At 67.6% G+C, this 25,592-nt stretch carries 23 protein-coding genes; 9 read left to right on the top strand and 14 right to left on the bottom strand.

Translation table 11 applies throughout. From position 1 onward, the window contains the following. Window positions 1-16 precede the first annotated feature (16 nt). Genes sufD through CLV29_RS02260 form a run of 3 tightly spaced genes read right to left on the bottom strand, consistent with a single transcriptional unit; the run spans window position 17 to window position 3,374 of the window. Complete coding sequence (sufD, locus tag CLV29_RS02270; protein WP_243831673.1) at window positions 17-1,222, bottom strand: Fe-S cluster assembly protein SufD; 1,206 nt, start codon at window positions 1,220-1,222, stop codon at window positions 17-19. Continuing rightward, the gene (gene sufB, locus CLV29_RS02265) at window positions 1,219-2,658 is read right to left on the bottom strand and encodes a Fe-S cluster assembly protein SufB (RefSeq protein ID WP_133753450.1); all 1,440 of its coding nucleotides are present in this window, start codon (window positions 2,656-2,658) and stop codon (window positions 1,219-1,221) included. Before sufB ends, sufD begins: the two co-directional genes overlap by 4 nt. Next, on the bottom strand, window positions 2,655-3,374 hold the full coding sequence (locus CLV29_RS02260) for a helix-turn-helix transcriptional regulator (protein WP_133753449.1): 720 nt from the start codon (window positions 3,372-3,374) through the stop codon (window positions 2,655-2,657). The genes sufB and CLV29_RS02260 overlap by 4 nt, the downstream gene beginning before the upstream one ends. A 177-nt stretch (window positions 3,375-3,551) precedes the next feature. Here CLV29_RS02260 and CLV29_RS02255 point away from each other — a divergent pair, with 177 nt between their 5' ends. The 4 genes from CLV29_RS02255 to CLV29_RS02240 all read left to right on the top strand — a co-directional run bounded on the left by CLV29_RS02255 (window position 3,552) and on the right by CLV29_RS02240 (window position 7,358). After that, entirely contained in the window at window positions 3,552-4,274 is a 723-nt protein-coding gene (locus CLV29_RS02255) for an ABC transporter ATP-binding protein (protein WP_279586443.1), read from the top strand. Next, window positions 4,271-5,020, top strand: coding sequence for an ABC transporter permease (locus CLV29_RS02250; protein WP_133753448.1), 750 nt, complete (start codon window positions 4,271-4,273; stop codon window positions 5,018-5,020). The genes CLV29_RS02255 and CLV29_RS02250 overlap by 4 nt, the downstream gene beginning before the upstream one ends. Beyond that, a complete protein-coding gene (locus CLV29_RS02245; protein ID WP_133753447.1) occupies window positions 5,008-5,925 on the top strand; it encodes a COX15/CtaA family protein in 918 nt (305 codons plus the stop codon). Before CLV29_RS02250 ends, CLV29_RS02245 begins: the two co-directional genes overlap by 13 nt. Before the next feature lie 125 nt (window positions 5,926-6,050). Beyond that, entirely contained in the window at window positions 6,051-7,358 is a 1,308-nt protein-coding gene (locus tag CLV29_RS02240; RefSeq protein WP_166649100.1) for a threonine/serine exporter family protein, read from the top strand. A gap of 143 nt (window positions 7,359-7,501) precedes the next feature. On the opposite strand, the gene CLV29_RS02235 is transcribed toward CLV29_RS02240, so the two are convergent. Next, window positions 7,502-8,449 carry a heme o synthase gene (locus CLV29_RS02235; RefSeq protein ID WP_133753445.1) on the bottom strand — a complete coding sequence of 316 codons (948 nt, stop codon included), beginning with the start codon at window positions 8,447-8,449 and terminating at the stop codon, window positions 7,502-7,504. Window positions 8,450-8,751: 302 nt separating this feature from the next. Here CLV29_RS02235 and tkt point away from each other — a divergent pair, with 302 nt between their 5' ends. The 5 genes from tkt to pgl are packed head-to-tail and all read left to right on the top strand — an operon-like array spanning window position 8,752 to window position 15,571. Then, window positions 8,752-10,917 (top strand): transketolase, encoded by a 2,166-nt coding sequence (tkt, locus tag CLV29_RS02230; protein WP_133753444.1) that lies wholly within the window; start codon window positions 8,752-8,754, stop codon window positions 10,915-10,917. A gap of 25 nt (window positions 10,918-10,942) precedes the next feature. Next, a complete protein-coding gene (gene tal, locus CLV29_RS02225; protein WP_133753443.1) occupies window positions 10,943-12,037 on the top strand; it encodes a transaldolase in 1,095 nt (364 codons plus the stop codon). Next, a complete protein-coding gene (gene zwf / locus CLV29_RS02220) occupies window positions 11,989-13,569 on the top strand; it encodes a glucose-6-phosphate dehydrogenase (protein WP_424991531.1) in 1,581 nt (526 codons plus the stop codon). Before tal ends, zwf begins: the two co-directional genes overlap by 49 nt. 52 nt (window positions 13,570-13,621) lie before the next feature. Beyond that, on the top strand, window positions 13,622-14,800 hold the full coding sequence (locus CLV29_RS02215) for a glucose-6-phosphate dehydrogenase assembly protein OpcA (RefSeq protein ID WP_133753441.1): 1,179 nt from the start codon (window positions 13,622-13,624) through the stop codon (window positions 14,798-14,800). 57 nt (window positions 14,801-14,857) lie between these two features. Further along, window positions 14,858-15,571: a 6-phosphogluconolactonase gene (gene pgl, locus CLV29_RS02210; RefSeq protein WP_133753440.1), complete on the top strand. Its 714-nt coding sequence runs from the start codon at window positions 14,858-14,860 to the stop codon at window positions 15,569-15,571. 204 nt (window positions 15,572-15,775) lie between these two features. Here the strand turns inward: pgl and CLV29_RS02205 are convergent, their stop codons facing one another. The 10 genes from CLV29_RS02205 to CLV29_RS02160 all read right to left on the bottom strand — a co-directional run bounded on the left by CLV29_RS02205 (window position 15,776) and on the right by CLV29_RS02160 (window position 25,500). Next, window positions 15,776-16,132, bottom strand: coding sequence for an RNA polymerase-binding protein RbpA (locus CLV29_RS02205; RefSeq protein ID WP_133753439.1), 357 nt, complete (start codon window positions 16,130-16,132; stop codon window positions 15,776-15,778). Window positions 16,133-16,240: 108 nt separating this feature from the next. Then, window positions 16,241-16,486, bottom strand: a complete 246-nt coding sequence (secG, locus tag CLV29_RS02200) for a preprotein translocase subunit SecG (protein ID WP_133753438.1) — start codon at window positions 16,484-16,486, stop codon at window positions 16,241-16,243. Between the two features lie 105 nt (window positions 16,487-16,591). Continuing rightward, entirely contained in the window at window positions 16,592-17,380 is a 789-nt protein-coding gene (gene tpiA / locus CLV29_RS02195) for a triose-phosphate isomerase (protein ID WP_133753437.1), read from the bottom strand. Window positions 17,381-17,383: 3 nt separating this feature from the next. Continuing rightward, window positions 17,384-18,574 carry a phosphoglycerate kinase gene (locus CLV29_RS02190; protein WP_133753436.1) on the bottom strand — a complete coding sequence of 397 codons (1,191 nt, stop codon included), beginning with the start codon at window positions 18,572-18,574 and terminating at the stop codon, window positions 17,384-17,386. Between the two features lie 72 nt (window positions 18,575-18,646). Further along, a complete protein-coding gene (gene gap, locus CLV29_RS02185) occupies window positions 18,647-19,654 on the bottom strand; it encodes a type I glyceraldehyde-3-phosphate dehydrogenase (protein WP_133753435.1) in 1,008 nt (335 codons plus the stop codon). 130 nt (window positions 19,655-19,784) lie between these two features. After that, window positions 19,785-20,768, bottom strand: a complete 984-nt coding sequence (whiA, locus tag CLV29_RS02180) for a DNA-binding protein WhiA (RefSeq protein ID WP_133753434.1) — start codon at window positions 20,766-20,768, stop codon at window positions 19,785-19,787. Window positions 20,769-20,822: 54 nt separating this feature from the next. Beyond that, entirely contained in the window at window positions 20,823-21,761 is a 939-nt protein-coding gene (locus CLV29_RS02175; protein WP_133754973.1) for a gluconeogenesis factor YvcK family protein, read from the bottom strand. A gap of 8 nt (window positions 21,762-21,769) precedes the next feature. After that, complete coding sequence (gene rapZ, locus CLV29_RS02170) at window positions 21,770-22,642, bottom strand: RNase adapter RapZ (protein ID WP_133753433.1); 873 nt, start codon at window positions 22,640-22,642, stop codon at window positions 21,770-21,772. Between the two features lie 7 nt (window positions 22,643-22,649). Continuing rightward, complete coding sequence (uvrC, locus tag CLV29_RS02165) at window positions 22,650-24,626, bottom strand: excinuclease ABC subunit UvrC (RefSeq protein WP_133753432.1); 1,977 nt, start codon at window positions 24,624-24,626, stop codon at window positions 22,650-22,652. Between the two features lie 169 nt (window positions 24,627-24,795). Next, window positions 24,796-25,500, bottom strand: coding sequence for a flavin reductase family protein (locus tag CLV29_RS02160; RefSeq protein ID WP_208292723.1), 705 nt, complete (start codon window positions 25,498-25,500; stop codon window positions 24,796-24,798). Between the last annotated feature and the right edge of the window lie 92 nt (window positions 25,501-25,592).

The raw sequence follows: 25,592 nt of genomic DNA, 5'->3' as shown, positions 1-25,592 counted from the left end.
CAGTCGCTGGTGGAGCTCACCGGGTGAGCGTGTTCAGGTGGTTGGCGAGTTCGGCCTCGACCGCGCCGAGCAGGCGCTCCTCGACCTCGGGTACGCCGATCCGGTTGATGATCTCGGCGAAGAACGCGTGCACCACCAACCGGCGGGCCTCGTCCTCGGGGATGCCACGGCTGCGCAGGTAGAACAGCTGCTGGTCGTCGAACCGGCCGGTGGTGGAGGCGTGCCCGGCACCCTCGATCTCACCGGTCTCGATCTCCAGGTTGGGCACCGAATCGGCCTGCGCACCCTCGGTGAGCACCAGGTTCCGGTTCTCCTCGTAGGTGTCGATGCCCTCGGCGACCTTGCGGATCAGCACATCGCCGATCCAGACCGTGTGCGCGTCCTGACCCTGCAGTGCGCCCTTGTAGGACACATTGCTGCGGGTCTTCGGCTGGTTGTGGTCGACGAAGAGGCGATGCTCCAGATGCTGCCCGGCGTCGGCGAAGTACAGACCGAGCAGCTCGGCGGCGCCACCGGGGGCGGCATAGTCGACCGAGGCGCTGAGGCGTACCAGCCCGCCGAAGGAGACCGCGATGTGCCGCAGATCGGCATCGCGTCCGACCGAGGCGTGCTGGGCCGAGCTGTGCACCGCACCGTCGGCCCAGTCCTGGATCGTGACGACGGTCAGCTGGGCCCCGTCACCGACCACGATCTCGACCACATCGGCAACCGTCGCCTCACCGGTGAAGGAGAGCACCACGGTGGCCTTGGAGAACTTGCCGGCCTTGATCACCGCATGTCCGGCACCGGCGCCGGCAGCGCTGTTGCCATGGTGCTCGATCACGGTCGGACCCTCGATCACGGCCTCGTCGGGGATCTCCACCACGGTCACCTTCTCCGCGGCGTTCCATGCCTTCGCGCTGATCCGGTCCGCGGGCAGGTAACCGCTGGAGCCGACGACCGGGTCATCGGCGGTGACCTCACGGACGGTCACACCGTCGGCCGGGTTCACCGTGACGTCCAGCACCGACGCATCCAGCGGGGTGTCGGCGTGCAGACCGTTGAGCCGCTTCAGCGGGGTGAAACGCCAGATCTCCTCCCGCCCCGTGGGTACGGGGTGGTCCTCGATCCGGGCCGAACCCTCCGGGTGCAGGTGGCTGGCCACCCGCTCGGAGGTCTCGATCGCTCCGGCCGCTGCCGGAGTCTCCTGGGCGTCGATCGACGCCGGTGTATCAACGGTCACCCGACAGCACCTTCCATCTGCAGTTCGATCAGCCGGTTGAGCTCGAGCGCGTACTCCATCGGCAGTTCCTTGGCGATCGGCTCGACGAAGCCGCGGACGATCATCGCCATCGCCTCGTCCTCCTCCATGCCGCGCGACATCAGGTAGAAGAGCTGATCGTCGCTGACCTTGGAGACGGTGGCCTCGTGGGCCATCGAGACATCGTCATTGCGCACATCGACATAGGGATAGGTGTCCGAACGCGAGATCTGGTCGACCAGCAGCGCATCGCACTTCACCACCGAGGCCGAGTGCTTGGCCTGTTCCTGCACCTCGATCAGCCCCCGGTAGGAGGCGCGACCGCCGCCGCGGGCAACCGACTTGGAGATGATCGAGCTGGAGGTGTTGGGGGCGCAGTGGACCATCTTGGCACCGGCATCCTGGTGCTGTCCCTCACCGGCGAAGGCGACCGACAGGGTCTCCCCCTTCGCGTGCTCACCCATCAGGTAGACGGCCGGGTACTTCATGGTCACCTTCGAGCCGATGTTGCCGTCGACCCACTCCATGGTCGCGCCCTCCTCACAGGTGGCGCGCTTGGTGACCAGGTTGTACACGTTGTTCGACCAGTTCTGGATCGTCGTGTAGCGGCAGCGGGCGCCCTTCTTCACCACGATCTCGACCACTGCGGAGTGCAGCGAGTCGGACTTGTAGATCGGTGCGGTGCAGCCCTCGACGTAGTGCACGTAGGCGTCCTCGTCGACGATGATCAAGGTCCGCTCGAACTGACCCATGTTCTCGGTGTTGATCCGGAAGTAGGCCTGCAGCGGGATGTCGACATGGACCCCCTTCGGCACGTAGATGAACGAGCCACCGGACCAGACCGCGGTGTTCAGGGCCGCGAACTTGTTGTCACCGGTCGGGATGACGGTGCCGAAGTACTCCTCGAAGAGTTCGGGGTGCTCCTTCAGCGCCGTGTCGGTGTCGAGGAAGATCACGCCCTGCTTCTCGAGTTCCTCGTTGATCTGGTGGTAGACCACCTCGGACTCGTACTGGGCGGCGACACCGGCGACCAGCCGGGCCTTCTCGGCCTCGGGGATGCCGAGCTTGTCGTAGGTGGCCTTGATGTCCTCGGGGAGGTCCTCCCAGGACTGGGCCTGCTTCTCGGTGGAACGCACGAAGTACTTGATGTTGTCGAAGTCGATGCCGTCGAGGTCGGCGCCCCAGAAGGGCATCGGCTTGCGCTCGAAGAGCTTCAGGCCCTTCATCCGGCGCTTCAACATCCATTCGGGCTCGTCCTTCTTGCCCGAGATGTCGGCCACCACGGCCTCGGTCAGGCCGCGTTGGGCCGAGGCGCCGGCGGAGTCACTGTCGTGCCAACCCCACTGGTACTTGCCGAGGGCTGCCAGGTGTTCTTCCTGGGAGACTTCGGCCTTCGCGTTGGGAGCGGTCTGCGTCATCGTGCAGCCTTCCTGGTCGGGATTGTTCGGGGCAGGTCGGGGATATTGGTCGTACAGACCCCGTCACCATCGGCGATGGTGGCGAGGCGTTGGACATGCACACCCAGAAGATCGGCGAAGGCCTGGGTCTCGGCCTCGCAGAGCTCGGGAAACTTCTCGGCGACCGAGGCGATCGGGCAGTGGTGCTGACACAGCTGCTCCCCGCCGTGGGCCGGTTCGACCGAGGCCACGTACCCGTGGTCGGTGAGCACCTCGGCGAGGATCTCACCGGGACTGCGATCGGTCCGCCGGTCGAGTTGCTCGGCGAAGCGCTGCTCCACCTCACGAATCCGCTCCCGGGCGAAGGCCTTGACCGCTGCCGGTCCGCCGGTGGCCTCCAGGGCACGCAGGGCGCCCACCGCCAACTCGTCGTAGGCCTGGGAGAAACCGGAACGACCGGTGTCGGTCAGCGAGAACACCTTGGCCGGGCGACCACGACCGCGTTGGCCACGGACCCGGCGTTCGGCCGAGCTGAGCTCACCGGAGGCGATCAGCGCCGAGAGGTGGCGACGAATCGCCGCCGGGGTCACGTTCAGCCGTTCGGCCAGCTCACCGGCCGTCGACGGGCCGTGCTCCAAGATCGAACGTGCCACCCGGTGGCGGGTGGAGGCGTCGGTCTCCCCATCCGTACCCGCAACGGGCTGTGCGGCCGGGTCCAGATGCTGCAAGGTGGGCATGACCTCCCGCGGGCCGGTCGCAGCGACGGACGCTGCAGGACTCGCGGAAAATTTCACAACACCATTCTTGCCTTAATCCGGAACCATTCAAGCAAGGGCTCCCTAACCCTGGAATGTGCGCCGAAGCACGCCTCGCCGAAGATGTGCCGAACCGGCCCGGCGACCTAGACTGCGACCGTGTCGACCGATACCCCCGCTGTGCTGCGCGCCCGCGGCCTGCGCGTGGAGTTCGGTACGACCGTTGCCCTGGACGACCTCGACCTGTCGATGTCCGGGCACCGGATCCAGGTCCTGCTCGGCCCCAACGGTGCGGGCAAGACGACCTTGCTCCGTTGCCTCACCGGGTTGCTCGACCCGACATCGGGGCAGGTCGAACTGTTCGGCCGCTCCCCGGCCCGGGCGCTGGCCGCCGGTCGGGTGGGCGTGATGCCGCAACGGACCGCCGCCTGGTCCGGGATCCGCCCTGTGGAGCTGCTGCGCTACCTGGCCGATCTGCATGCGCACCCACTGCCGGTGGACGACCTCGCCGCGGAGCTGGGCATCGACGACTTCGCCCGTACCCCGTACCGCCGATTGTCCGGCGGTCAGCAGCAGGCGCTGAACCTGGCCGGGGCGATCATCGGCCGCCCGGAGCTCGTGCTGCTCGACGAACCGACCGCCGGCATGGATGTGCACCTGCGTCGACGGGTCTTCGGACTGATCCGGCAACTGCGGGACAGCGGAGTCTCGGTGCTGCTCACCACCCATGACATGGATGAGGCGGCCCGGCTGGCGGACCGGATCACGATCATCGACCGCGGCCGGGTGAGCGCCGAGGGAACCCTGGCCGAGCTGACCGGAGGCAGCGGCGACCTGGAGGAAGTGTTCGTCTCACTCACCACGCCGGGAGGGGTCGGATGAGCCTCGACCTGTCCCCCGCACCCGGTGCCGCACCGGCCGGCCGCCGCCTGCGCCGGCACGCGATCACCGAGGCCACCTTGTTGCTGCGCAATGGTGAACAACTCTTGCTGGCCCTGGTGATCCCGCTCGCCATCCTGGTCGCCGGCTGGTTGGCCGGTCCGCGGATCGGGATCGGCCTGGACCTGCTCGCACCGTCGGTGCTGGCCCTGGCGGTCTGGTCGACCGGTTTCACCTCCTGTGCGATCGCCACCGGTTTCGACCGCCGCTACCAGGTGCTGGAGCGGCTGGCCGCCTCGCCACTGGGCCGCAGCGGACTGATCATCGGCAAATCGCTCGCGGTCGGCGCGGTGGTCCTCGGCCAGTGCGCGCTGCTGGGGGTCGCCGCCCTGTGTCTGGGCTGGCGACCGGTCTGGTCCACGGCCGCCTTCGCCACCGCCGCGATCGCCCTGTTGCTGGCCTGTGTCGCCTTCGTCGCGGCCGCCCTCCTGTTGGCCGGCACCTTGCGCGCCGAGGTCGTGCTGGCACTGGCCAATGTGATCTACATGGCCGGACTGGCCTTCGGGATCCTGCCGATCGGCACCCCGGGCTGGCTGGCCTTCACCGGTTGGCTGCCGACCGGTGCCCTCGGCGGGGTCTTCCGGGCCGCCTCGCTGGGGTACGCCGACCTGACCGGTGCCGCGGTGCTGGCCGGCTGGGCCCTGATTCTCGTCCTGATCACCCGGAAGGCATTTCGATGGACCTCCTGAAGCGTCTGTTCGGCGCCCGCACGATGCTCTTCTGGGCGATCGCCACCTTGGTCGTCCAGTCCGGGATCATCGTCACCGGGGCCACGGTGCGACTGACCGGTTCGGGCCTGGGCTGCCCCACCTGGCCGCGCTGCACCGACGAGTCGTACCTGCCCCACGCAGAACTCGGTTGGCACGGGGTGATCGAGTTCGGCAACCGATTGTTGACCTTCGTCCTGATCATCGTCGCCTTCGCCACCTTCTTCGCCGCGGTCGCCACCCGGCGCAGCGGTCATCCGCGGGGAGTGAAGATCCGCAACCTGTCGATCGCGATCGCGCTCGGTGTGCCGCTGCAGGCGGTGGTCGGCGGCATCACCGTGCTCACCGGGCTGGACCCGAACATCGTCTCCCCACACCTCCTGCTCTCGGTGGTCCTGGTGGCACTGTCGACCTGGCTGCTGGTGACGGTGGTCGGCGCTGCCCGGCAGCCGGTGGGTCCGATCGCCCTGTGGTTGGTACGGCTGGTCGCCCTCGGCCTGGTACTGGCGATCTGGCTGGGCACCGTGGTCACCGGTGCGGGACCGCACTCCGGTGACGCCGGCGCCCACCGCAACGGCCTGGACATCGAGGTCGTGGCCAGGTTGCACTCGGCCTCGGTCTGGCCGGTGGTGATCGGCACCGTCATCCTGGTCGCCTGGTTGCGCAGCCGGGCAGCGATCACCTTGTTGTGCGTGCTGCTGTTGCAGGGGCTGGTCGGTTACCTGCAGTACTTCAACGGGCTACCGGTCGGGTTGGTGATCCTGCACATGATCGGGATCCCCCTGTGCACGGCCGCCGGGGTGTGGATGCTGCTCAGTGTGCGGCAGCGCAGTGCACCCGTCCGCGAGCCGATCCCCAGCGATGAGCACGCAGCCCCCCGTACCTGAGCCTCACCACCCAGCCCGCACCACCCAGCCCGAACCACCCAGCCCGAACCGAGGTTGCGATGAACGAGCCGAGCGCCGGACAGCCCGCTGCCGGCCCAAGGAAGCGGCGAGCACCGAAACCACGGATGCCCAGTCGCTTCCGTGACGACACCACCTCCGATCTCGGGTTCACCGATCAGGCGATGGAGCAGGTCGCGGTCAACCGGGCACTCGACCTGGCACTGCGGATCGGTGAGCTGTTGTTGGGCAATGGTGCGAGTTCGTTGGACACGGTGCTGGGGATGCGTACGGTCACCCGGGCGGCCGGTCTGCGCGGTGCCCAGGTCGACATCACCTTGACCACGATCATGATCAGCTACCAGGGCAGCATCGATCAGGTGCCGGTCACCCGGGTGCACTACGTCCCTCACCGCGATCTGGACTACTCGGTGCTGGAGCGGATCGAGCAGATCCTGCGCGATCTGCGTGCCGGTCGCACCAGCCTGGCCGGTGCCCGGTTGCGGGTCGACGACACCTACAACCGCCCCGGGCGTTACCCGCAATGGGTACGGATGCTGGCAACGGTGGTGATGGGTGCCGGTGTCGGCTGGCTGCTGGGTGGCAGCTGGTTGGTCATCCTGATCGCCGGAATCGCGGCGGCGCTGATCGAGATGATCACCGAGTTCTTCCAGCGCTCGGGCATCCCGCGGTTCTTCTCCTATGTCACCGGTGGTTTCCTGGCCACCGTGGCGGCGGCGCTGCTCCGGTTCGCCGCCCCATCGCACTCCTCCTCGTTGCTGATCGCCGCCATGATCATCGTGTTGCTGGCGGGGATGACGATCGTCACCGCCGTCCAGGATGCGCTGGTCGGCTATCTGGTGACCTCCGGCGCCCGCGGACTCGATGCCGCCCTGACCACCATCGGCATCGTCGCCGGGGTCGCACTCGGGCTGGGGGTGGCCAACCATCTGGGCGTGGTGATGGCCGTCGCCTCCTACACCCCACCGAACCTCAGCGACCTGTTCACCGGGATACCGGCCGCCGCCCTGGTCGTGGTCGGCTTCGCGGTGTCCTGTTCACTGCCCCGGCGCGGTTGGGCCGCAGTGGCTGCGCTGGGCAGCCTGGGCACCGCGGTCTCGGTGATCGCCGCCCAGTCGGGCTCCCTGTTCGGGGTCGCCGCCGGCGCCGTGGCGATCGGGCTGGTCGCCGCCCCGCTGGCCGACTGGCTGCGGCTGCCGACGCTGATCCTGATCATTCCGGCACTGGTGCCACTGCTCCCCGGTCTCCGTCTGTACCGCGGGCTTTACCTGCTGTCGCAGGGTTACATCGACGGCTGGGCCCGGGTCGTCGAGGCGGTCTCCATCGCCATCGCCCTGGCCGCCGGGGTGCTGTTGGGTGAGTACCTCGCCAGCCCGCTGCGACGACTGACGACCAGGAAGCTCAGCATCACCTGAGCCCGGGAGTCCCCCATGGCGCGACCTCGCGGCGGGAGTCCGGGGCGCTCTCGGCTGCCGCCTTGTCGGGTCACGTGCCGACGGCCCGGCAGCGATGCCCCCACCAGGGAGGCGCAACGGCGTTGTGCCGTCCGGGCGGATGATCAGCCGAAGATGACCGGATCGATCGCCGCGGCCAGGAACAGCACCGCCAAGTAGGAGTTCGACCAGTGGAACAGGCGCATCGGCTTCAGCTCGGCGTCGGTCTTCCCGGCCCGGGCCCGGACCAACAGCAGCACGGCCTCGATCAGGAAGACCGCACCGGCGGCGCCGGCGACCGCCGGGTACACCCAGCCGGTTCCGGCGACGGGCCAGACGGCCAGCGACACCGCGACGGTGGCGATGCTGTAGAGCAGGATCCGCAGCGCGACCTTCGGCGCACTCATCACCACCGGCAGCATCGGCACCCCGGCGGCCTTGTAGTCCTCGCGGTACCGGAAGGCCAGCGCCCAGGTGTGCGGTGGGGTCCAGAAGAAGACGATCGCGAACAGCAGGATCGGGGTCAGGCTCACCGACCCGGTGACGGCGGTCCAGCCGATCAGCGGCGGGAAACACCCGGCGATGCCGCCCCAGACGATGTTCTGCGAGGTGCTGCGCTTGAGCCACAGGGTGTAGATGAAGACGTAGAACGCATTGGCGGTCAGTGCCAGCACCGCACTCAGCGGGTTCGCCCCGGCCCAGAGCACGACGGCCGACAGGATGCCGAGGATGCCGCCGAAGATCGTGGCATTCTCCGGAGTCACCTCATGGCGAGCCATCGGTCGCCGACGGGTACGCCGCATCTGCTGGTCGATGTCACGGTCCAGGATGCAGTTGAAGACATTCGCACTGGCCGCGGCGAAGAAGCCGCCGACCAGGGTGACCGCCACCAGGCCGAGCGGCGGGATGCCGCGCTGGGCGAGGAACATTGCCGGGATGGTCGTGATCAACAGCAGTTCGATGATCCGGGGCTTGGTCAAGGCGGCATAGGCCTTCACCACGTCCCGGGTACTCGTTGCCGGGCGATCGACCGCGACCTGCGCCGAACGCTCGGTCGCATCAAGATGAGACACAGATCCCCGTCCACTCGTTGCCCGACAGCTTGTAGGAGTCTAATCCCCCACCCGGTGTCAGTCACATTCAGGTGCACCCGCGGGTCAGTGAATTCGGCCACGCAGGCTCACCTCACCGATTCGCCGATTCCCCACGGACCGTCCTGCCTGACGCACACCGCGTGCCGTGGGTAGGGTGGGAGTCGAAGGTGTGCGTTGTGGCCCGTCGACGTCCAGGCGACGCCGACCGGGCCACGCGCCCGTCAGTGCCGTATGTCCCGCAAGCGCCGCGGCGCTTGCCTGTGAAAGGAAACGCAGCCCGCATGACGAGTTCTCTCAAGCTTCCCGCCGATTGGTCCGATCTGGACGCCAAGGCGATCGACACCGCGCGGCTGCTGGCCGCAGACGCCGTGCAGAAGGTCGGCAACGGGCACCCCGGCACCGCGATGAGTCTCGCGCCGGCGGCCTACCTGCTGTTCCAGCAGTACCTGAAGTCCAACCCCGCATCGCCGACCTGGGCTGGTCGTGATCGGTTCGTGCTGTCGGCCGGCCACTCCTCGCTGACCCTCTACATCCAGCTCTTCCTGGCCGGGTACGGTCTCGAACTCGAGGACCTGAAGGCCCTGCGTACCTGGGGTTCGCGTACCCCCGGGCACCCCGAGTACGGCCACACCGACGGGGTGGAGACCACCACCGGCCCGCTCGGCCAGGGCGTGGGCAATGCCGTGGGCATGGCCATGGCCGCCCGCCGTGAGCGGGGCCTGTTCGATCCCGACACACCGACCGGGGAGTCGATCTTCGACCACCACATCTACGCCATCGCCTCCGACGGCGACCTGGAGGAGGGTGTCTCCAACGAGGCCTCCTCGCTGGCCGCCACCCAGCGTCTGGGCAACCTGACCCTGATCTACGACCAGAACGCGATCTCGATCGAGGACGATGTCGACATCGCCTTCACCGAGGACGTCGCCGGCCGGTACGAGGCCCTGGGATGGCACGTGCAGACCGTCGACTGGACGAACAACGGCACCGGGTACACCGAGGACGTGGTGGCCCTGCAGGCCGCCTTGGACGAGGCCAGGTCGGTCACCGACAAGCCGAGCTTCATCGCCCTCAAGACCGTCATCGGATGGCCTGCGCCGACCCTGCGCGGAACCGGCAAGGCACACGGTGCGGCACTCGGCGAGGAGGAGGTCGCGGCGACCAAGGAGGTCCTCGGTTTCGATCCGTCCAAGACCTTCGAGGTCGACCCGGCGGTGCTGGAGCACACCCGCAGCCAGGCCGGCGAGCGTGGCGCGAAGCTGGAGGCCGACTGGCAGTTGGCCTTCGAGCAGTGGCGCACGGCCAACCCGGACCGGGCCGCACTGTTCGACCGGATCTCCAAGCGCGAGCTCCCCGAGGGCTGGGACGCCGAGCTGCCGAGCTGGGACGCCGACGAGAAGGGCATCGCCACCCGCAAGGCCTCCAGCGCCGTGCTCCAGTCGTTCAAGAACCTGCCCGAGATCTGGGGCGGCTCGGCCGACCTGGCCGAGTCCAACAACACCACCATCGAGGGCGAGCCCTCGTTCCTGCCCTCGGACCGGCAGACCAAGATGTGGTCGGGCGGGCCGTTCGGCCGTACCCTGCACTTCGGTGTCCGCGAGCACGCCATGGGCTCGATCCTGAACGGCATCTGTCTGCACGGCGGCACCCGTCCCTACGGTGGCACCTTCCTGATCTTCTCCGACTACATGCGCCCGCCGGTGCGGCTGGCGGCGCTGATGAACCTGCCGACCACCTATGTCTGGACCCATGACTCGATCGGTCTGGGCGAGGACGGACCCACCCATCAGCCGATCGAGCAGCTGGCCGCACTGCGGGCGATCCCCGGACTGGACGTGATCCGGCCCGCCGATGCCAACGAGACGGCCGTCGCCTGGCGCACCCTGCTGGCGCAGAACAACCGCCCTTCCGGTTTGGCCCTGACCCGGCAGAACCTGCCGGTCTTCCCGCGCGGCACCGAGGGCTTCGCCGAAGCCTCCGAGGCAGCCAAGGGTGGCTACACCTTGATCGACGCCGAGGGTGGTGAGCCGGATGTGATCCTGATCGCGACCGGTTCGGAGGTCCAGTTGGCCGTCAAGGCGCGGACCCAGCTCGCCGCCGAAGGCATCCAGGCCCGAGTGGTGTCGATGCCGTGCATGGAATGGTTCGACGCCCAGGACGATGCCTACCGCGAGTCGGTGCTGCCGAACTCGGTACGGGCCCGAGTGAGCGTCGAGGCCGGCGTCGCCGAGGGTTGGTACCGGCTGGTCGGTGACTTCGGCAAGACCGTCAGCCTGGACCACTACGGCGCCAGCGCCGACCAGGCGACGCTGTTCGAGAAGTTCGGGTTCACTCCCGAACGCGTCACGGCTGCCGCCAAGGAATCGCTCGCAGCCGCGGAAACAGGCAAGTTCCAGCTCGAGCGGGCCGCCTTCGGTGCGGTTCGCCCGGTCGATCCGAACGCCTGAGACCCCCACGATCCAGGAGATCAACATGAGTGAGAATCTCAAGAAGCTGTCCGATGCCGGCGTCTCGGTCTGGCTCGACGACCTCAGCCGGGAGCGCATCACCGGCGGTGGCCTGGTCGATCTGATCAAGGCCTCGTCGGTGGTCGGCGTGACCACCAACCCGACGATCTTCGCCGCGGCGCTGGCCGACGGTGAATCCTATGCCGAGCAGGTGAAGACGCTGGTCGACAAGTCGGTGGACGAGGCGATCACCGCCCTCACCACCGAGGACGTGCGCAACGCCTGCGACCTGTTCTCCGACACCTTCGCCGCGACCGGCGGCAAGGACGGCCGGGTGAGCATCGAGGTGTCCCCCGCTCTCGCCCGCGACACCGAAGGCACCATCGCCCAGGCCAAGGAATTGGCCGCGCTGGTCGGCAAGCCGGAGGTGTTGATCAAGATCCCGGCGACCAAGGAAGGGTTGCCGGCGATCACCGAGGTGATCGGTTCGGGGATCAGCGTGAACGTGACGCTGATCTTCTCCCTCGATCGCTACCAGGAGGTGATCGATGCCTACGAAGCCGGACTGGAGAAGGCCCTGGCCAATGGCGAGGACCTGTCCAAGATCCAGTCGGTGGCCTCCTTCTTCGTCTCCCGCGTGGACAGCGAGGTGGACAAGCGCCTGGACGCGATCGGCGGTGACGCGACGAAGTTGAAGGGCAAGACCGCGGTGGCGAACGCCCGGCTGGCCTACGAGGTGTACGAGAAGTCGTTGCAGACCGATCGTTGGCGCACACTCGCCGACGCCGGCGCGAATCCGCAGCGGCCGCTCTGGGCCTCCACCGGTGTGAAGAACCCCGACTACTCCGACACGATGTACGTCGCCGAGCTGATCGCCCCGAACACCGTCAACACCATGCCGGAGAAGACCCTGCTGGCCTTCGCCGATCACGGTGAGGTCGCCGGGGACACCATCACTGCGAACTACGACGACGCCCGGGCTGTGCTGGCCGCGATCGCCGAGGCCGGTGTGGATCTGGCCGATGTCACCCAGGTGCTGGAGGACGAAGGTGTGCAGAAGTTCGACGACTCCTGGCAGGAACTGACCGAAACGGTCAAGACTGCTCTCGGCGCAGCGTGATCGACAGTTCACGCCCGAACCCGCTTCGGGACCCCAGGGACCGACGGCTTCCGCGAATCGCGGGGCCGTCGGTCCTCGTCCTGTTCGGTGTCACCGGCGATCTGGCGACGAAGAAGCTGTTGCCCGCGGTCTACGACCTGGCCAATCGGGGGCTGCTGCCCCCGGGTTTCGCCCTGGTCGGTTACGCCCGCCGTGACTGGGAGAACCAAGATTTCGCGCAGGTCGTCCACGACGCGGTCAAGGCGCATGCACGTACCCCCTTCTCCGAGGAGGTGTGGCAGCAACTGCTGCACGGCATCCGGTTCGTACCCGGTGCCTTCGACGACGACGAGGCCTTCGAGAACCTGCGGTCCACCCTCGCCGAACTGGACGAGTCCCGGGGCACCGGTGGGAATCATGCCTACTACCTCTCGATTCCGCCGCGCTGGTTCGAGACCGTCGTCGGCCAACTGCGCAAACATGGTCTGGCCGAGACCCGCGGGGAACAGTGGAACCGGGTGATCATCGAGAAGCCCTTCGGCCACGATCTGGAAAGCGCCCGGGAGTTGAACCGGGTGGTCTCCTCGGTCTTCCCCTCCAGTTCGGTGTTCCGGATCGACCACTACCTGGGCAAGGAGACGGTGCAGAACATGTTGGCGCTGCGCTTCGCCAACCAGTTGTTCGACCCGATCTGGAACAACCACTACATCGACCAGGTGCAGATCACCATGGCCGAGGACATCGGGATCGGTGGCCGGGCCGGGTACTACGACGGCATCGGCGCGGCTCGCGACGTGATTCAGAACCATCTGCTGCAGCTGCTGGCGCTGACGGCGATGGAGGAACCCACCTCCTTCGATGCGAAGCAGTTGCGGACCGAGAAGCAGAAGGTGCTGGCTGCCGCGCGACCGCCGCATGACATCGACCTGCACACCGCACGCGGTCGGTACGCAGCCGGCTGGGCCGGCGGGGAGAAGGTCAACGGTTACGTCGACGAGCCCGGCATCTCGCCGGATTCGATGACCGAGACCTATGCCGCGATCCGGGTCGACATCGACAACCGTCGCTGGGCCGGGGTCCCGTTCTACCTGCGGGCGGGCAAGCGGCTGGCCCGGCGGGTGACCGAGGTCGCGCTCGGCTTCAAGCGGGCGCCGCACCTGCCCTTCGACAACACCGAGACCGCCGAGCTGGGGTCGAACGCCCTGGTGATGCGGATCCAGCCCGACGAGGGTGTGACCATGCGATTCGGCGCGAAGGTGCCGGGTACGCAGATGGAGATCCGGCAGGTGAACATGGACTTCGCCTACGGTGAGTCGTTCACCGAGTCCAGCCCGGAGGCCTATGAACGGCTGATCCTCGATGTGCTGTTGGGTGATCCGCCGCTGTTCCCCCAGCACGAGGAGGTCGAGCTGTCCTGGAAGATCCTCGACCCGATCCTGCAGCACTGGGAGAACTCCGGCGTGCCACCGCAGGATTACGCCTCCGGCTCCTGGGGGCCACGGACGGCCGACGAGATGTTGGCCCGGGACGGCTTCACCTGGCGTCGCCCATGAGCACGCACGGAATGCCCGCGATCTGCGGGCCCGGTGAGGAAGGCAAACGATCGTGATCATCGAACTGCAGCAGACCACTGCCTCGAAGGTGGCCCAGGCGTTGCTGCACGGCCGTCAGGTCGCCGGCAGCCCGGCCATGGGCATGGTGATGACCATGGTCGTGGTGTGCGAGGAGAAGGACTTCCCCGCCGCCTTGGACAATGCGACCCAGGCAGCCCTGGAACACCCGGCGCGGATCATCTTCGTGGTCCGTCGACGTGGCCGGAAGGCGCAACTGAATGCCGAGGTACGCCTTGGCGACGGCTCCCCCGGCGAGGTCGTGATCTTCTGGGTCAGTGGACCGGTGGCCGATCATTCCGCAGGCGTGGTGCTGCCGCTGCTGCTGCCCGATGCGCCGGTGATCGTCTGGTGGCCCGGCCGGGCACCGGATGTCCCGGCCACCGATCAGATCGGTCAACTCGGCACCCGCCGGATCACCGATTCGGCCACCGCCGGAGAGTTGCTCAAGCGGGTCGAGCAGACCCGGACGGGTGATTCCGATCTTGCCTGGACCCGGTTGACCACTTGGCGGGCACTGCTCGCCGCGGCGCTCGACCAGTATCCGGCGCAGGTCACCGCCGCCACGGTGACCGCTTCGCGCAACAGTGCCTCCGGTGGTCTGCTGGCGGCGTGGCTGCGCAACCGGTTGGGCGTACCGGTCGAGTTGCGTACCGGTGGGCGTCGCGGTCTGTCCGATGCCCGGTTGGTCACCGCGGCCGGAGATGTGGCACTCACCCGAATCGATGAGTCGACCGGCACCTACCGGGTGCCCGGACAGCCGCAACGTGAGGTTGCGCTGCGTCGCCGCGAGGTCAAGGAACTACTCGCCGAGGAGCTTCGCCGCCTGGATCCCGATGAGGTCTACGCCGAGGTGGTGAACACCCTGCTCGAGCTGCAGGACTCCCCTGCGGCGACCGGCTCCGGCCGCCCGGCGACGGAACCGGTGGAGCGGACCGCGAGGACGAAGGCGCCGACCAGGAAGACGGCGGTCAGGAAGGCACCGGCCCAGAAGACCACCGCCAAGAAGGCACCGGCCAAGAAGGCCACCGGCAAGAAGACAGCAGCCAAGAAGACAGCAGCCAAGAAGACCACCGCCAAGAAGGCACCAGCCAAGAAGACGCCGACCAAGCGGGCCACGGGTTCACGGAAGACCACCTCGGCCGCGTCATCGACCCGATCCCGGACCCGCTGAGGCCACGACCCGCCGGTCCCGGTCACTCGGGGCCCCGGAACAACCCAGGAAGTATGGATGAGCGACGAACTGAACATCTTTCCCGATGCCGAACAACTGGCCACCGCGGTCAGCGCTGCCCTGGTCACCCGGATCAGTGAACTGCAGGCCGAGTCCGATCACCGCGTGGTGCAGTTGTGCCTGACCGGCGGCACGATCGCCACCAAGATCCACCGCAAGCTCGCCTCGGACCTCGGTTCGGGTCCGGTCGATCCGGGTCGCATCGAGTTGTGGTGGGGAGACGAGCGCTTCGTCGCCACCGACTCCCCCGATCGCAATGCCGAGCCGACCATCGAGTTGCTGGCCGTCGACGGCCTGGCGCCCGAACGGATCCACCCGATGCCGTCCGCGGCCGGGCTCACCCTGGCCGAGGCGGCAGAGGCCTACGCCGCCGAGCTCGGCGAGGTCACCTTCGACATCTGCATGCTCGGCCTGGGCCCGGACGGTCACATCGCCTCACTCTTCCCCGACCACCCCTCGCTGGAGCCGACCTCGGCCACGGTGATCCCGGTGACCGACTCCCCCAAGCCCCCGCCGGAACGGATCAGCCTCACCCTGCCGGTGATCAACTCCTCGGCAGAGGTCTGGTTCTTGGTCTCCGGCGAGGAGAAGGCGGCCGCGGCGGCGAAGGCGTACCGGCGTTCCGAGCGGATCCCGGGTGGCCGGGCGCACGGCACGGTCGAGACCATCTTCTGGCTGGACGAGGAAGCCGCCGGCGAGATCTCGGACTGACTGGACGAGGAAGCCGCCGGCGAGATCTCGGACTGAACGGCGAGGCTCTCCCCGCAGGGTCATCGTCCCGGGGGAGGCTGCTCTTCGACGAAATTGCCCCGGGCGTCGGGCTCCGGTCTCCGGGCTCCGGCGAAACCGCAAACAGGGCGGCCGCAGCGCACCTGGCGCTGCTGCCGCCCTGATTCGGTGACAGTCGGTTTCGACTCAGTAGATCACTTCACCGCGGGCCCGACGGTCCCGCAGCAGTTCCAGTGCCTCGGCGAGGATCGCGTCCGCCTCGGAATCCGAACGACGCTCCTTCACATAGGCCAGGTGCGTTTTGTACGGCGTGGTCTTCGGCGGCGGCGGCGGGTTGTCGGCGTCGGTGTTCGCCGGCAGACCACAGCGCGGGCAGTCCCAGGTCTCCGGGATCTCTGCCTCCATGGCGAAAGCCGGACGGGTCTCGTGCTTGTTCGCACAGAAGAACGACACCTGGGTCCGCGGGGCGGTGTCGCCACGCTCGGCCTCGCCCATCGGTCCGGCTCCGACCCGACTGCCGCGGATCGCACTTCCACCTACCACTGTGACTTACTCCCTTGATTGCTGAATGGGGACTGCTTGCTGGGGCTTGCGTACCTGCCGACAGGCAGGCGGCGTCGCACGGAATGAACCCGCCACAACACGCTCAACTCACGGGAACCACCGGTAGAGCACCAGCAGCGCGACCACCACGGCCACCCAGAGCAAGGACAGGACGACCGTGAGCTTGTCCAAACGCCGCTCCGCGGCCGAAGCACCACCGAAACTGGTCGACATGCCACCACCGAAGAGGTCGGACATACCGCCACCACGGCCCTTGTGCAGCAGAACCGACAGGGTCAGGATGACGCTCAGGACGATCAGGACGATCGACAGGATCAGGATCGGCGCAGTCATGCGGACCAACCCCTCACGCGGAGCTCGAACTCGGGCAAAGGCACGGCGTCACTTTAACTGTTGGCCCCGACAAACGCACACCGGGACGAACGGCGCAGTGCTTGCTCAGCTGCCGACCAGGTCGTAGAAGCGTCCGATGGCGGCGAACTCCTCCACCTGCAGCGACGCGCCGCCCACCAGGCAGCCGTCGATGTCGGGCTGGGACATCAGGGCGACCACATTGGACGACTTCACCGACCCGCCGTAGAGCACACGTACCTGCTCGGCCACCTCATTGCCGAAATCCTCGGCCAGGTAGCGACGGATCGCGCCACAGACCTCCTGGGCGTCCTCCGGGGTCGCCACCTTGCCGGTACCGATCGCCCAGACAGGTTCGTAGGCGATCACGCTGCGCGCGATGTCATCGGGCTTCAGACCATTGATCGAGCCGCCGACCTGTTCGAGCACGAACGGAATCTGCTCACCGGCCTCCCGGGTCTGGAGTCCCTCACCGACGCAGATCACCGGGATGATGTCCTCGACCAGCGCACGGACCGCCTTGGCCTGCACATCGGCATTGGTCTCACCGAGGTCGGTACGCCGCTCGGAGTGCCCGACGATGACATAGCGACAGCCGAGTTTGGCCAGCATCTTCGCCGAGATCTCACCGGTATGGGCGCCCCCGTCGTGGGTCGACACATCCTGCGCACCGAGCAGTAACTTCAGCTTGTCCCCGTCGATCAGGGTCTGCACGGTCCGCAGGTCGGTGAACGGCGGGAAGACCACCACCTCCGACTTCTCGGCGTCCCAGCGCTTGTCCTGCAGGGTCCAGGCCAGCTTCTGCACCAGTCCGGTCGCCTCGACGTGATTGAGGTTCGACTTCCAGTTGCCGGCCATCAGGGGTGTACGTGTCATCGATCAGTCCTCCAGAACTTCCAGCCCGGGCAATTGCTTTCCTTCCAAGTACTCCAAGCTGGCGCCGCCGCCGGTGGAGATGTGGCCGAAGTCGTCATCGGCGAACCCCAGCTCACGGACCGCGGCGGCGGAATCGCCACCGCCGACGACCGACAGGCCGTCGACCTCGGTGAGTGCCTTGGCCACGCCCTTGGTCCCGGCCGCGTAGGCCTCGAACTCGGCCACACCCATCGGGCCGTTCCAGAAGACGGTCTTCGCCGAAACGATCCGCTCGGCGAACGCCTTGGTCGATTCGGGCCCGATGTCCATCCCGAGTTGATCGTCGGGAATCGCGTCGGCGCTGACCACGGTCGGCGGCGCATCGGCGGAGAACTCGGGTCCGACGACGATGTCGGTCGGCAGCAGGATCTCGGTGCCCTGCTGCTTCGCGCGCTCCAGGTAGGAGCCGCAGGTGTCGATCTGGTCGGCCTCCAACAACGACTTCCCGACCCCCTTGCCCTCGGCGGCCAGGAAGGTGAAGACCATGCCGCCGCCGATCAGCAGCGCATCGGCGCTGTCCAGCAGATTGTCGATCACGGCGAGCTTGTCCGACACCTTCGAACCACCCAGGACCACCACGAACGGCCGCTGCGGATCGTCGGTGAGCCGCTTCAGCACCTCGGTCTCGGCGGCCACCAGTTCACCTGCCGCATGCGGCAACAGCTTCGCCAGGTCGTAGACCGAAGCCTGCTTGCGGTGCACGACACCGAAACCGTCGGAGACGAAGACATCCCCCAGCTTCGCGTACTCGGCCGCCAGCTCGGCACGCTCGGACTCGTCCTTGGACTCCTCACGCGGATCGAACCGGACGTTCTCCAACAGGGCGACCTGCCCGTCGGCCAGATCGGTCACGGTCTCGGTCGCGGACTCGCCGGTGGTGTCGGTCGCGAACGCGACCGGGGCACCCAGCAACTCACCCAGCCGCTGCGCCACCGGCGCCAGCGAGAACTCCGGATTGGGCTTGCCCTTCGGCCGCCCGAGGTGGGCCAGCACGATCACCTTCGCACCGGCCGCGGTCAGCTTCGACAAGCTGGGGACCGAGGCCCGAATCCGCCCGTCGTCGGTGATCCTCGTGCCGTCCAGCGGCACATTCAGGTCACAGCGGATGATCACCCGCTTGCCCTTCAGATCACCAAGATCATCTATGGACTTCATCGGTCCCCGGTCCTTTCTGTCAGCTCGGATCGTCGATGACGATCGAGCACTGCGGTGTGTCGAAGGTGATGATCAGAGCGTGCTACCGACCAGCTTGGTCAGATCGACCAGCCGGTTAGAGTAGCCCCACTCATTGTCGTACCAGCCGACGACCTTCACCTGGTTGCCGATCACCTTGGTCAGGCCGGAATCGAAGACACACGAAGCCGGATCGGTCACGATGTCGGTCGAGACCAGCGGATCGGTCGAGTAGTTCAGGTACGGAGCGAGCGGACCGGACTCGGCGGCCGCCTTGACGATCTCGTTGACCTCCTCGACGGTGGTCTCTCGCGGGGCCTCGAAGGTCAGGTCGGTGGCCGAACCGGTGATCACCGGTACGCGCAACGCGTAACCGTCCAGCTTGCCCTTCAGATCCGGCATCACCAGGGCGATCGCCTTGGCAGCACCGGTGGAGGTGGGAACGATGTTCTGCGCTGCGGCGCGGGCGCGACGCGGATCCTTGTGCGGACCGTCCTGCAGGTTCTGATCCTGGGTGTAGGCATGGATGGTGGTCATCAGACCCCTGACGATGCCCAGACCCTCGTGCAGCGCCTTCGCCATCGGCGCCAGGCAGTTGGTGGTGCAGGACGCATTGGAGACGATGTTGTGCGTCGCCGGGTCGTAGTCGCCGTCGTTGACGCCCATCACGATGGTGATGTCCTCGTTCTTCGCCGGAGCCGAGATGATCACCTTCTTGGCGCCGCCGTCGATGTGTGCCTTGGCCTTCTCGGCGTCGGTGAAGATGCCGGTCGACTCGACCACGACATCGGCTCCCACCTCACCCCACGGAATGCTGGCGGGATCCTTCTCGGCGAAGATCTTGATCTTCTTGCCGTCGACCACGATGCCCTCGGAATCGGCGGTCACCTCACCGGGGAAACGACCGAGCACGGAGTCGAACTTCAACAGGTGTGCCAGGGCTTCGTTGTCGGTGAGGTCGTTGGCGGCCACCACTTCGATGTCGGCGCCGGAGGCGGCGACTGCGCGGAAGAAGTTACGGCCGATCCGGCCGAAACCGTTGATGCCAACCTTGATGGTCATACGCGATGCTCCTTAGGGAGAGGTCTGGGCGGAGCCGACGGCTCCAGCCGCTTCTGACACCCCTCATTCTAACGAACCCCGACCCGCCACCGGGAGGTGGTAGGCCAACGACCATCGGGGGTCCGGTCGGTCAGGAGTCCTCGAGCATGTCCGGGGTCAGACTGGCCTCGGTCCCGGGGATCCCGAGCTCGGCCGCGCGCTTGTCGGCGGTCGCCAGCAGGCGTCGGATCCGGCCCGCCACGGCGTCCTTGGTCAGGGGCGGATCGTGCAACTGCCCGAGCTCCTCCAACGAGGCCTGCTTGTGCTGCAGCCGAAGATCACCGGCCGCCTTCAGGTGATCGGGTACGTCATCGGCGAGGATCTCCAGGGCCCGCTCCACCCTGGCACCGGCAGCCACCGCAGCACGCGCGGAGCGGCGCAGATTCGCATCGTCGAAGTTCGCCAGCCGGTTCGCCGAGGCCCGTACCTCACGGCGCATCCGGCGCTCCTCCCAGGCCAGCAGGGACTGATGTGCCCCCATCCGGGCCAACAACGCAGCGATCCCGTCGCCGTCGCGGACCACCACGCGATCGATGTTGCGGACCTCGCGGGCCTTCGCCGGCACCCCGAGCCGGCGGGCCGCACCGACCAGCGCGAGGGCGGCCTCCGGGCCGGGGCAGGTCAGTTCCAGCGACATCGATCGACCGGGTTCGGTGAGTGAACCGTGGGCCAGGAAGGCGCCGCGCCAGGCGGCGACACAGTCGGCGAGCGAACCGCTGACGACCTGTGCCGGCAACCCACGGGCCGGGCGCCCCTTGGAATCGACCAGACCGGTCTGCCGGGCCAGCGCATCACCGTCGCGGATCACCCGCACGACGTACCGACTCCCCCGCCGCAGACCCGATCCGTTGACGACCACGAGATCACTGCGGTAGCCGAAGAGGTCCTCGATGGCGGCCGACAGACGCTCGGCGGCCACATCGGTGTCCAGCTCGGCCTCGATCACGATCCGCCCGCCGGCGATGTGCAGTCCCCCGGAGAATCTGAGCATCGCGGCCATCTCGGCCCGACGAGTCGTCGGCCGGGTGACCTCGACGGTGGCGAGTTCCGCCTTCACCTGCTGCGTCATGGCCATGTCGGGTATCCAACCACAGATCGGGGTATGCAGGCCTCTTTGGCGGCGACCGGCTCAGACGCCCATCAGCTCGGCGTAGATGGAGGCCAGGCGCAACGGGTCGTGCCGGGCCGTACCGTCGCGTACCGCCAGGTCGGCGACCACCAGCTCGGCACCGAGCGAGGCTGCATAGGCCGCCAGGTGCCGGTCGTCACGGACGAACTGCTGGTCGGCCAGCACGACGTCCAGACGGATCTCCGGGGCATGCTCGACGAGCAGTTCCAGGTGCTGCGCCGCGGTGTAGTCCTGGGTTTCGCTGGACGAGACCAGGTTGAGGGTGAGGATTCGTTTGGCCGAGGTACGGGTGATCGCCCGGGCGAGTTCGGGGACAAGCAGGTGCGGCATCACCGAGGTGAACCAGGACCCGGGTCCCAGGACCACCCAGTCCGACTCCTCGATCGCCGCCACCGACTCCGGGGTGGCCGGTGGTTCGGTCGGTTCCAACCGGATCGTCCGGACATCGCCATGGGTGACCGCCACCTTGTGCTGGCCGCGGACCTCGGTGAACTCGTCGGGTTGCAAGGGATCCAGGCCGATCACCTCGGCGACGATCTCCAGCGGCACCCGCGACATCGGCAGCACCCGACCGCGGGCACCGAGCAGTTTGCCCACCATGTCCAAGCCGCTCACCGGATCTCCGAGCCGCTCCCACAACCCAGCGATCAGCAGGTTGCCGATGGCATGGCCACCGAGAGGACCGTCGCCACCGAATCGTGACTGCAGGACGTCGGCCCACAACCGGCCGGAGGCGTCGTCACCGCAGAGGGCGGCCAAGGCCATCCGCAGGTCACCCGGCGGCAGACAATTGAACTCGGCGCGCAGCCGACCGGAGGATCCCCCGTCGTCGGCGACGGTCACCACCGCGGTCAGATGGTCGGTCACCCGCCGCAGGGCGGTCAGGGAGGCGAACAGACCGTGGCCGCCGCCGAGCGCGGTGACGGTCGGCAGGTGCATCGGCGATGTCACTCGCGCCCCAGATCCCGGTGCACAGCGGCAGCCGTCAACCCTGCGGCATTCAACATCGCGACCAGTTCCTCGGTCATCGCGGTACTCCGATGTTTGCCACCGGTGCACCCGATGGCGATCGTCGCATAGCGCTTGCCCTCAGCCTCGTACCCCTGCGCGGCGGTACCGATCAATCCGGCCACCTGGTCCAGAAACGGGCGGGCGGCGGTCTGGCCGAGCACGTAGTCACGTACCTCGGGGTCGAGACCGGTCCGGGGCTGCAGATCCGGCACCCAGTGCGGGTTGGGAAGGAACCTGACGTCGAAGACGAAGTCGGCATCCAAGGGCAGCCCGTTCTTGAAACCGAACGACATGACACACAGCCGGAGCTTCTCCGCGCCCCCACCGAAGGCGTTGGCGACCAGCACACCGAGCTGGTGCAGGTTCTTGCCCGAGGTGTCGATCACCATGTCCGCACCGGCCCGCAGACCGGCCAACAACTCACGTTCGCGACGGATGCCCTGCAGCAGGGAACCATCACCCTGCAACGGGTGCGGACGGCGGACCGAGGACTGCCGGCGCACGATCACGTCATCCTCGGCGTCCATGAACAGCAGTTCCGGGCGGTGGCCGGTCTCGGCCAGGGCCGCGAACACCGTCGGCAGCTGGTCGAACTGACTGCGGGAGCGCACGTCCAGCACCACCGCCAGCCGGTCGATACCGCTGCTGCGGGCCTTCTCGACGAGCTCCATCAGCATCGACGGCGGCAGGTTGTCGACCACGTACCAGCCCAGGTCCTCGAGTACATGGGCGCTGGTCCGGCGTCCTGCACCGGACATCCCGGTGATCACGACCAGGCGGGGTGCGGCGGCTTCGAGTTCGGAAGTCACACCGTCATTATTGCGGGTCGTCCAGCACCTCGCCGGTAGCCGTGTTGATCGCCGCCTTGCGTTTCGGCGCCGAGTCGAGTGCTTCCTTCACCGCAACGGCGGTACGCCGGCCGAAGCCGGGGACCTGGGCGATGTCGTCCACCTCGGCCTCCCGGAGCTTCTTCAACGAACCGAAGTGCCGCAACAGGGTCTTCCGCCGGACCTCACCGAGACCGGGGACGTCGTCCAGCACGGATTCGACCATGGTGCGGCTGCGACGCCCGCGGTGATGGGAGATCGCGAAGCGGTGGGCCTCGTCCCGCAGCCGCTGCAACAGGTAGAGGCCTTCACTGGTCCGGGGCAGGATGACCGGATACTCCTCGTCGGGAACCCACACCTCCTCCAGCCGTTTGGCCAGGCCGACCACGGCGATGTCGCCGACCCCGAGGCGGGCCATCGCCGCCGAGGCGGCGGCCACCTGCGGTGGCCCACCGTCGACCACCACCAGTTGCGGACGGTAGGCGAACCTCTTCGGCGCCCCGGTGTCGGGATCGACCAGTCCGCCGACCTCGCCGGCTGCCTGCCGCAGGGTCGCCTGTTCGTCGAGCAGACGACGGAACCGCCGCGTGATCACCTCGTCCATGGCGGCGACGTCGTTCTGTCCATCGACGCCGCGGATGACGAACCGGCGGTACTCCCCCTTGCGGGGCAGGCCGTCCTCGAAGACGACCATCGACCCGACCACCTCGGTGCCCTGCAGGTTGGAGATGTCGTAACACTCGATGCGCAACGGGATCTCCGGCAGATCCAGCGCATTCTGGATCTCCTCCAGGGCCCGGTTGCGGGTGGAGAGATCGGAGGCGCGTTTGGTCTTGTGCCTGATCAGGGCTTCGGCAGCATTGCGGGAGACGGTCTCCAGCAGGCGGGCCTTGTCACCGCGCTGCGGGACCCGGATCTGTACCGCCGACCCGCGCAATTGGGTCAACATCTCAGTCAGGGACTCACTGCTCGAGGGCAGTCGCGGGACCAGCACCTCGCGCGGTACGGCGCCGCCGTTCTCCGCCGGGTCGACCTCGGCGTACAACTGCAGCAGGAACTGCTCGATCAGTTGCGGCGTCTCGGCGTCGTCGGTGCGGTCGGCCACCCAGCCGCGTTCGCCTCGGATCCGGCCCGCCCGGACGTGGAAGATCTGCACCGCAACCTCCAGCGGATCCTCGGCCAAGGCCACCACATCGGCATCGGTCCCGTCACCGAGGACCACCGCATTGGCCTCCATCGCCCGCTGCAGCGCACCGATGTCGTCACGCAGCCGGGCGGCCCGTTCGAAGTCGAGCTCGGCGGCGGCGGTCCGCATCGACGCCTCCAGCCGCCGGATCATGGCGGTCCCCTGACCTCCCATGAAGGCCATGAAGTCATCGACGATGGCTCGGTGGTCGTCGGCGCTGATCCGGTCCACACAGGGCGCCGAGCACTTGTCGATGTAACCCAGCAGACAGGGTCGGCCACTGGCCCTGGCATTGCGGAAGACACCGTTGCTGCACGAACGCATGGGGAACACCCGCAGCAACAGGTCGACGGTCTCCCGGATCGCCCAGGCATGGCTGTACGGACCGAAGTACCGAGTGCCCTTGCGCTTGGCCCCGCGGCCGACGAAAACCCGCGGATACTCCTCCGAGACGGTGACCGCCAGCCACGGATAGGACTTGTCGTCGCGGTACTTGACGTTGAACCGGGGGTCGTACTCCTTGATCCAGGAGTATTCGAGCTGCAGTGCCTCCACCTCGGTGTTGACCACCGTCCAGTCGACCCGGGCGGCCGTGGTGACCATCGTTGCGGTGCGCTGGTGCAGATTGGCGAGGTCGGCGAAATAGGAATTCAGGCGTGAGCGCAGGTTGATGGCCTTGCCGACATAGATCACCCGTCCGTCCGCGTCGCTGAACCGGTAGACGCCCGGCTGCTCGGGAATCGAGCCAGGTGCGGGTCGGTAGGTCGAGGGATCTGCCACTTCGCCAGATTACGCGCGAGCTCCGACATCTCGGACGAGCAGTCCGCGGCCGGTCCGGCGGCCGACCTTCGGGGTCACCGGCGACCGCCGACCACGTCCCGGGTGGCATCGGGCCGGATGGGATCGGGCTGGGAGGGATCGGGTGGGAACGGGATCGGGCCGGCTGAACTCATGCCGGGTCGGTGGGCGGCAACAACCGGGTGTCGGACTCCGCTCCACTGTCGGCAGGAGCATCGGAGACCAGCCGTTGCCGGGCGTTGACCTGGGCGATCGGCTGCAGGTCGCTCTCGACCGGCAACCGGACGTACGTGCGATCGCGATAGAGCAGTGGCGGACGGCCCGTGTGCCAGGCCTCCAGCGCATTCAGCACCACCAAGCGGGATCGTCCGGCCTCGGCGACACTGGCCACGGCCGCCCGGATCCACGCGGCCGCGCCGTCGATCACCGGCTCGCCGGTGGGCAGCCGGTGCCAGCCGCCGCCGGTGAACCGGTCGGTACGACGAGCGGCGAACCGGGCCGAGACCTCGGCCTGTTCGGCGGACAAGAAGCTGACCGCCACTGTCTCGGCACGCGAGAGACCGGGCCAGTTGGAGGATCCGGAGTCGATCGAGAAGGCCAGCATCGCCGGATCGGCGGAAACCGAGATCACCGAGGTCGCGGTGAAACCGGCCGGTTCACCGTCGTTGTCGAAGGCCACGACACACACCCCGGCCGGGTGCAGCCGGAAGACCTTCTTGAACGTCTCTGCATCCAACCCGGCAACGGTTTGCTGATCGCCCGGTTCCATCACGGCTCCTCCATCGGCCCATTGGGCCTCGACGTCCTCATCTGCTCGTACCGGCAGCGGCAAACTGCCGACTCCCCATTCCACCACCGGAGATCCCGGATCGGTCCCGCGTCTCCTGTGATTCCGGTCATGCAGAGTGTCCGGTCATGCAGACGATCCGGTCCTGCAAACCCTCTGGT

This window comes from Naumannella halotolerans (assembly GCF_004364645.1).
GTDB lineage: Bacteria > Actinomycetota > Actinomycetes > Propionibacteriales > Propionibacteriaceae > Naumannella > Naumannella halotolerans.
This window is presented reverse-complemented; position numbering and strand designations above follow the sequence as displayed.

What these genes read in the sequence shown, in the direction of transcription:
- sufB (WP_133753450.1), bottom strand. Translation starts at nt 2,658, where the DNA reads ATGACGCAGACCGCTCCCAACGCGAAGGCCGAAGTCTCCCAGGAAGAA.
- CLV29_RS02260 (WP_133753449.1), bottom strand. Translation starts at nt 3,374, where the DNA reads ATGCCCACCTTGCAGCATCTGGACCCGGCCGCACAGCCCGTTGCGGGT.
- CLV29_RS02250 (WP_133753448.1), top strand. Translation starts at nt 4,271, where the DNA reads ATGAGCCTCGACCTGTCCCCCGCACCCGGTGCCGCACCGGCCGGCCGC.
- CLV29_RS02245 (WP_133753447.1), top strand. Translation starts at nt 5,008, where the DNA reads ATGGACCTCCTGAAGCGTCTGTTCGGCGCCCGCACGATGCTCTTCTGG.
- CLV29_RS02240 (WP_166649100.1), top strand. Translation starts at nt 6,051, where the DNA reads ATGCCCAGTCGCTTCCGTGACGACACCACCTCCGATCTCGGGTTCACC.
- tkt (WP_133753444.1), top strand. Translation starts at nt 8,752, where the DNA reads ATGACGAGTTCTCTCAAGCTTCCCGCCGATTGGTCCGATCTGGACGCC.
- tal (WP_133753443.1), top strand. Translation starts at nt 10,943, where the DNA reads ATGAGTGAGAATCTCAAGAAGCTGTCCGATGCCGGCGTCTCGGTCTGG.
- pgl (WP_133753440.1), top strand. Translation starts at nt 14,858, where the DNA reads ATGAGCGACGAACTGAACATCTTTCCCGATGCCGAACAACTGGCCACC.
- secG (WP_133753438.1), bottom strand. Translation starts at nt 16,486, where the DNA reads ATGACTGCGCCGATCCTGATCCTGTCGATCGTCCTGATCGTCCTGAGC.
- tpiA (WP_133753437.1), bottom strand. Translation starts at nt 17,380, where the DNA reads ATGACACGTACACCCCTGATGGCCGGCAACTGGAAGTCGAACCTCAAT.
- CLV29_RS02190 (WP_133753436.1), bottom strand. Translation starts at nt 18,574, where the DNA reads ATGAAGTCCATAGATGATCTTGGTGATCTGAAGGGCAAGCGGGTGATC.
- gap (WP_133753435.1), bottom strand. Translation starts at nt 19,654, where the DNA reads ATGACCATCAAGGTTGGCATCAACGGTTTCGGCCGGATCGGCCGTAAC.
- whiA (WP_133753434.1), bottom strand. Translation starts at nt 20,768, where the DNA reads ATGGCCATGACGCAGCAGGTGAAGGCGGAACTCGCCACCGTCGAGGTC.
- CLV29_RS02175 (WP_133754973.1), bottom strand. Translation starts at nt 21,761, where the DNA reads ATGCACCTGCCGACCGTCACCGCGCTCGGCGGCGGCCACGGTCTGTTC.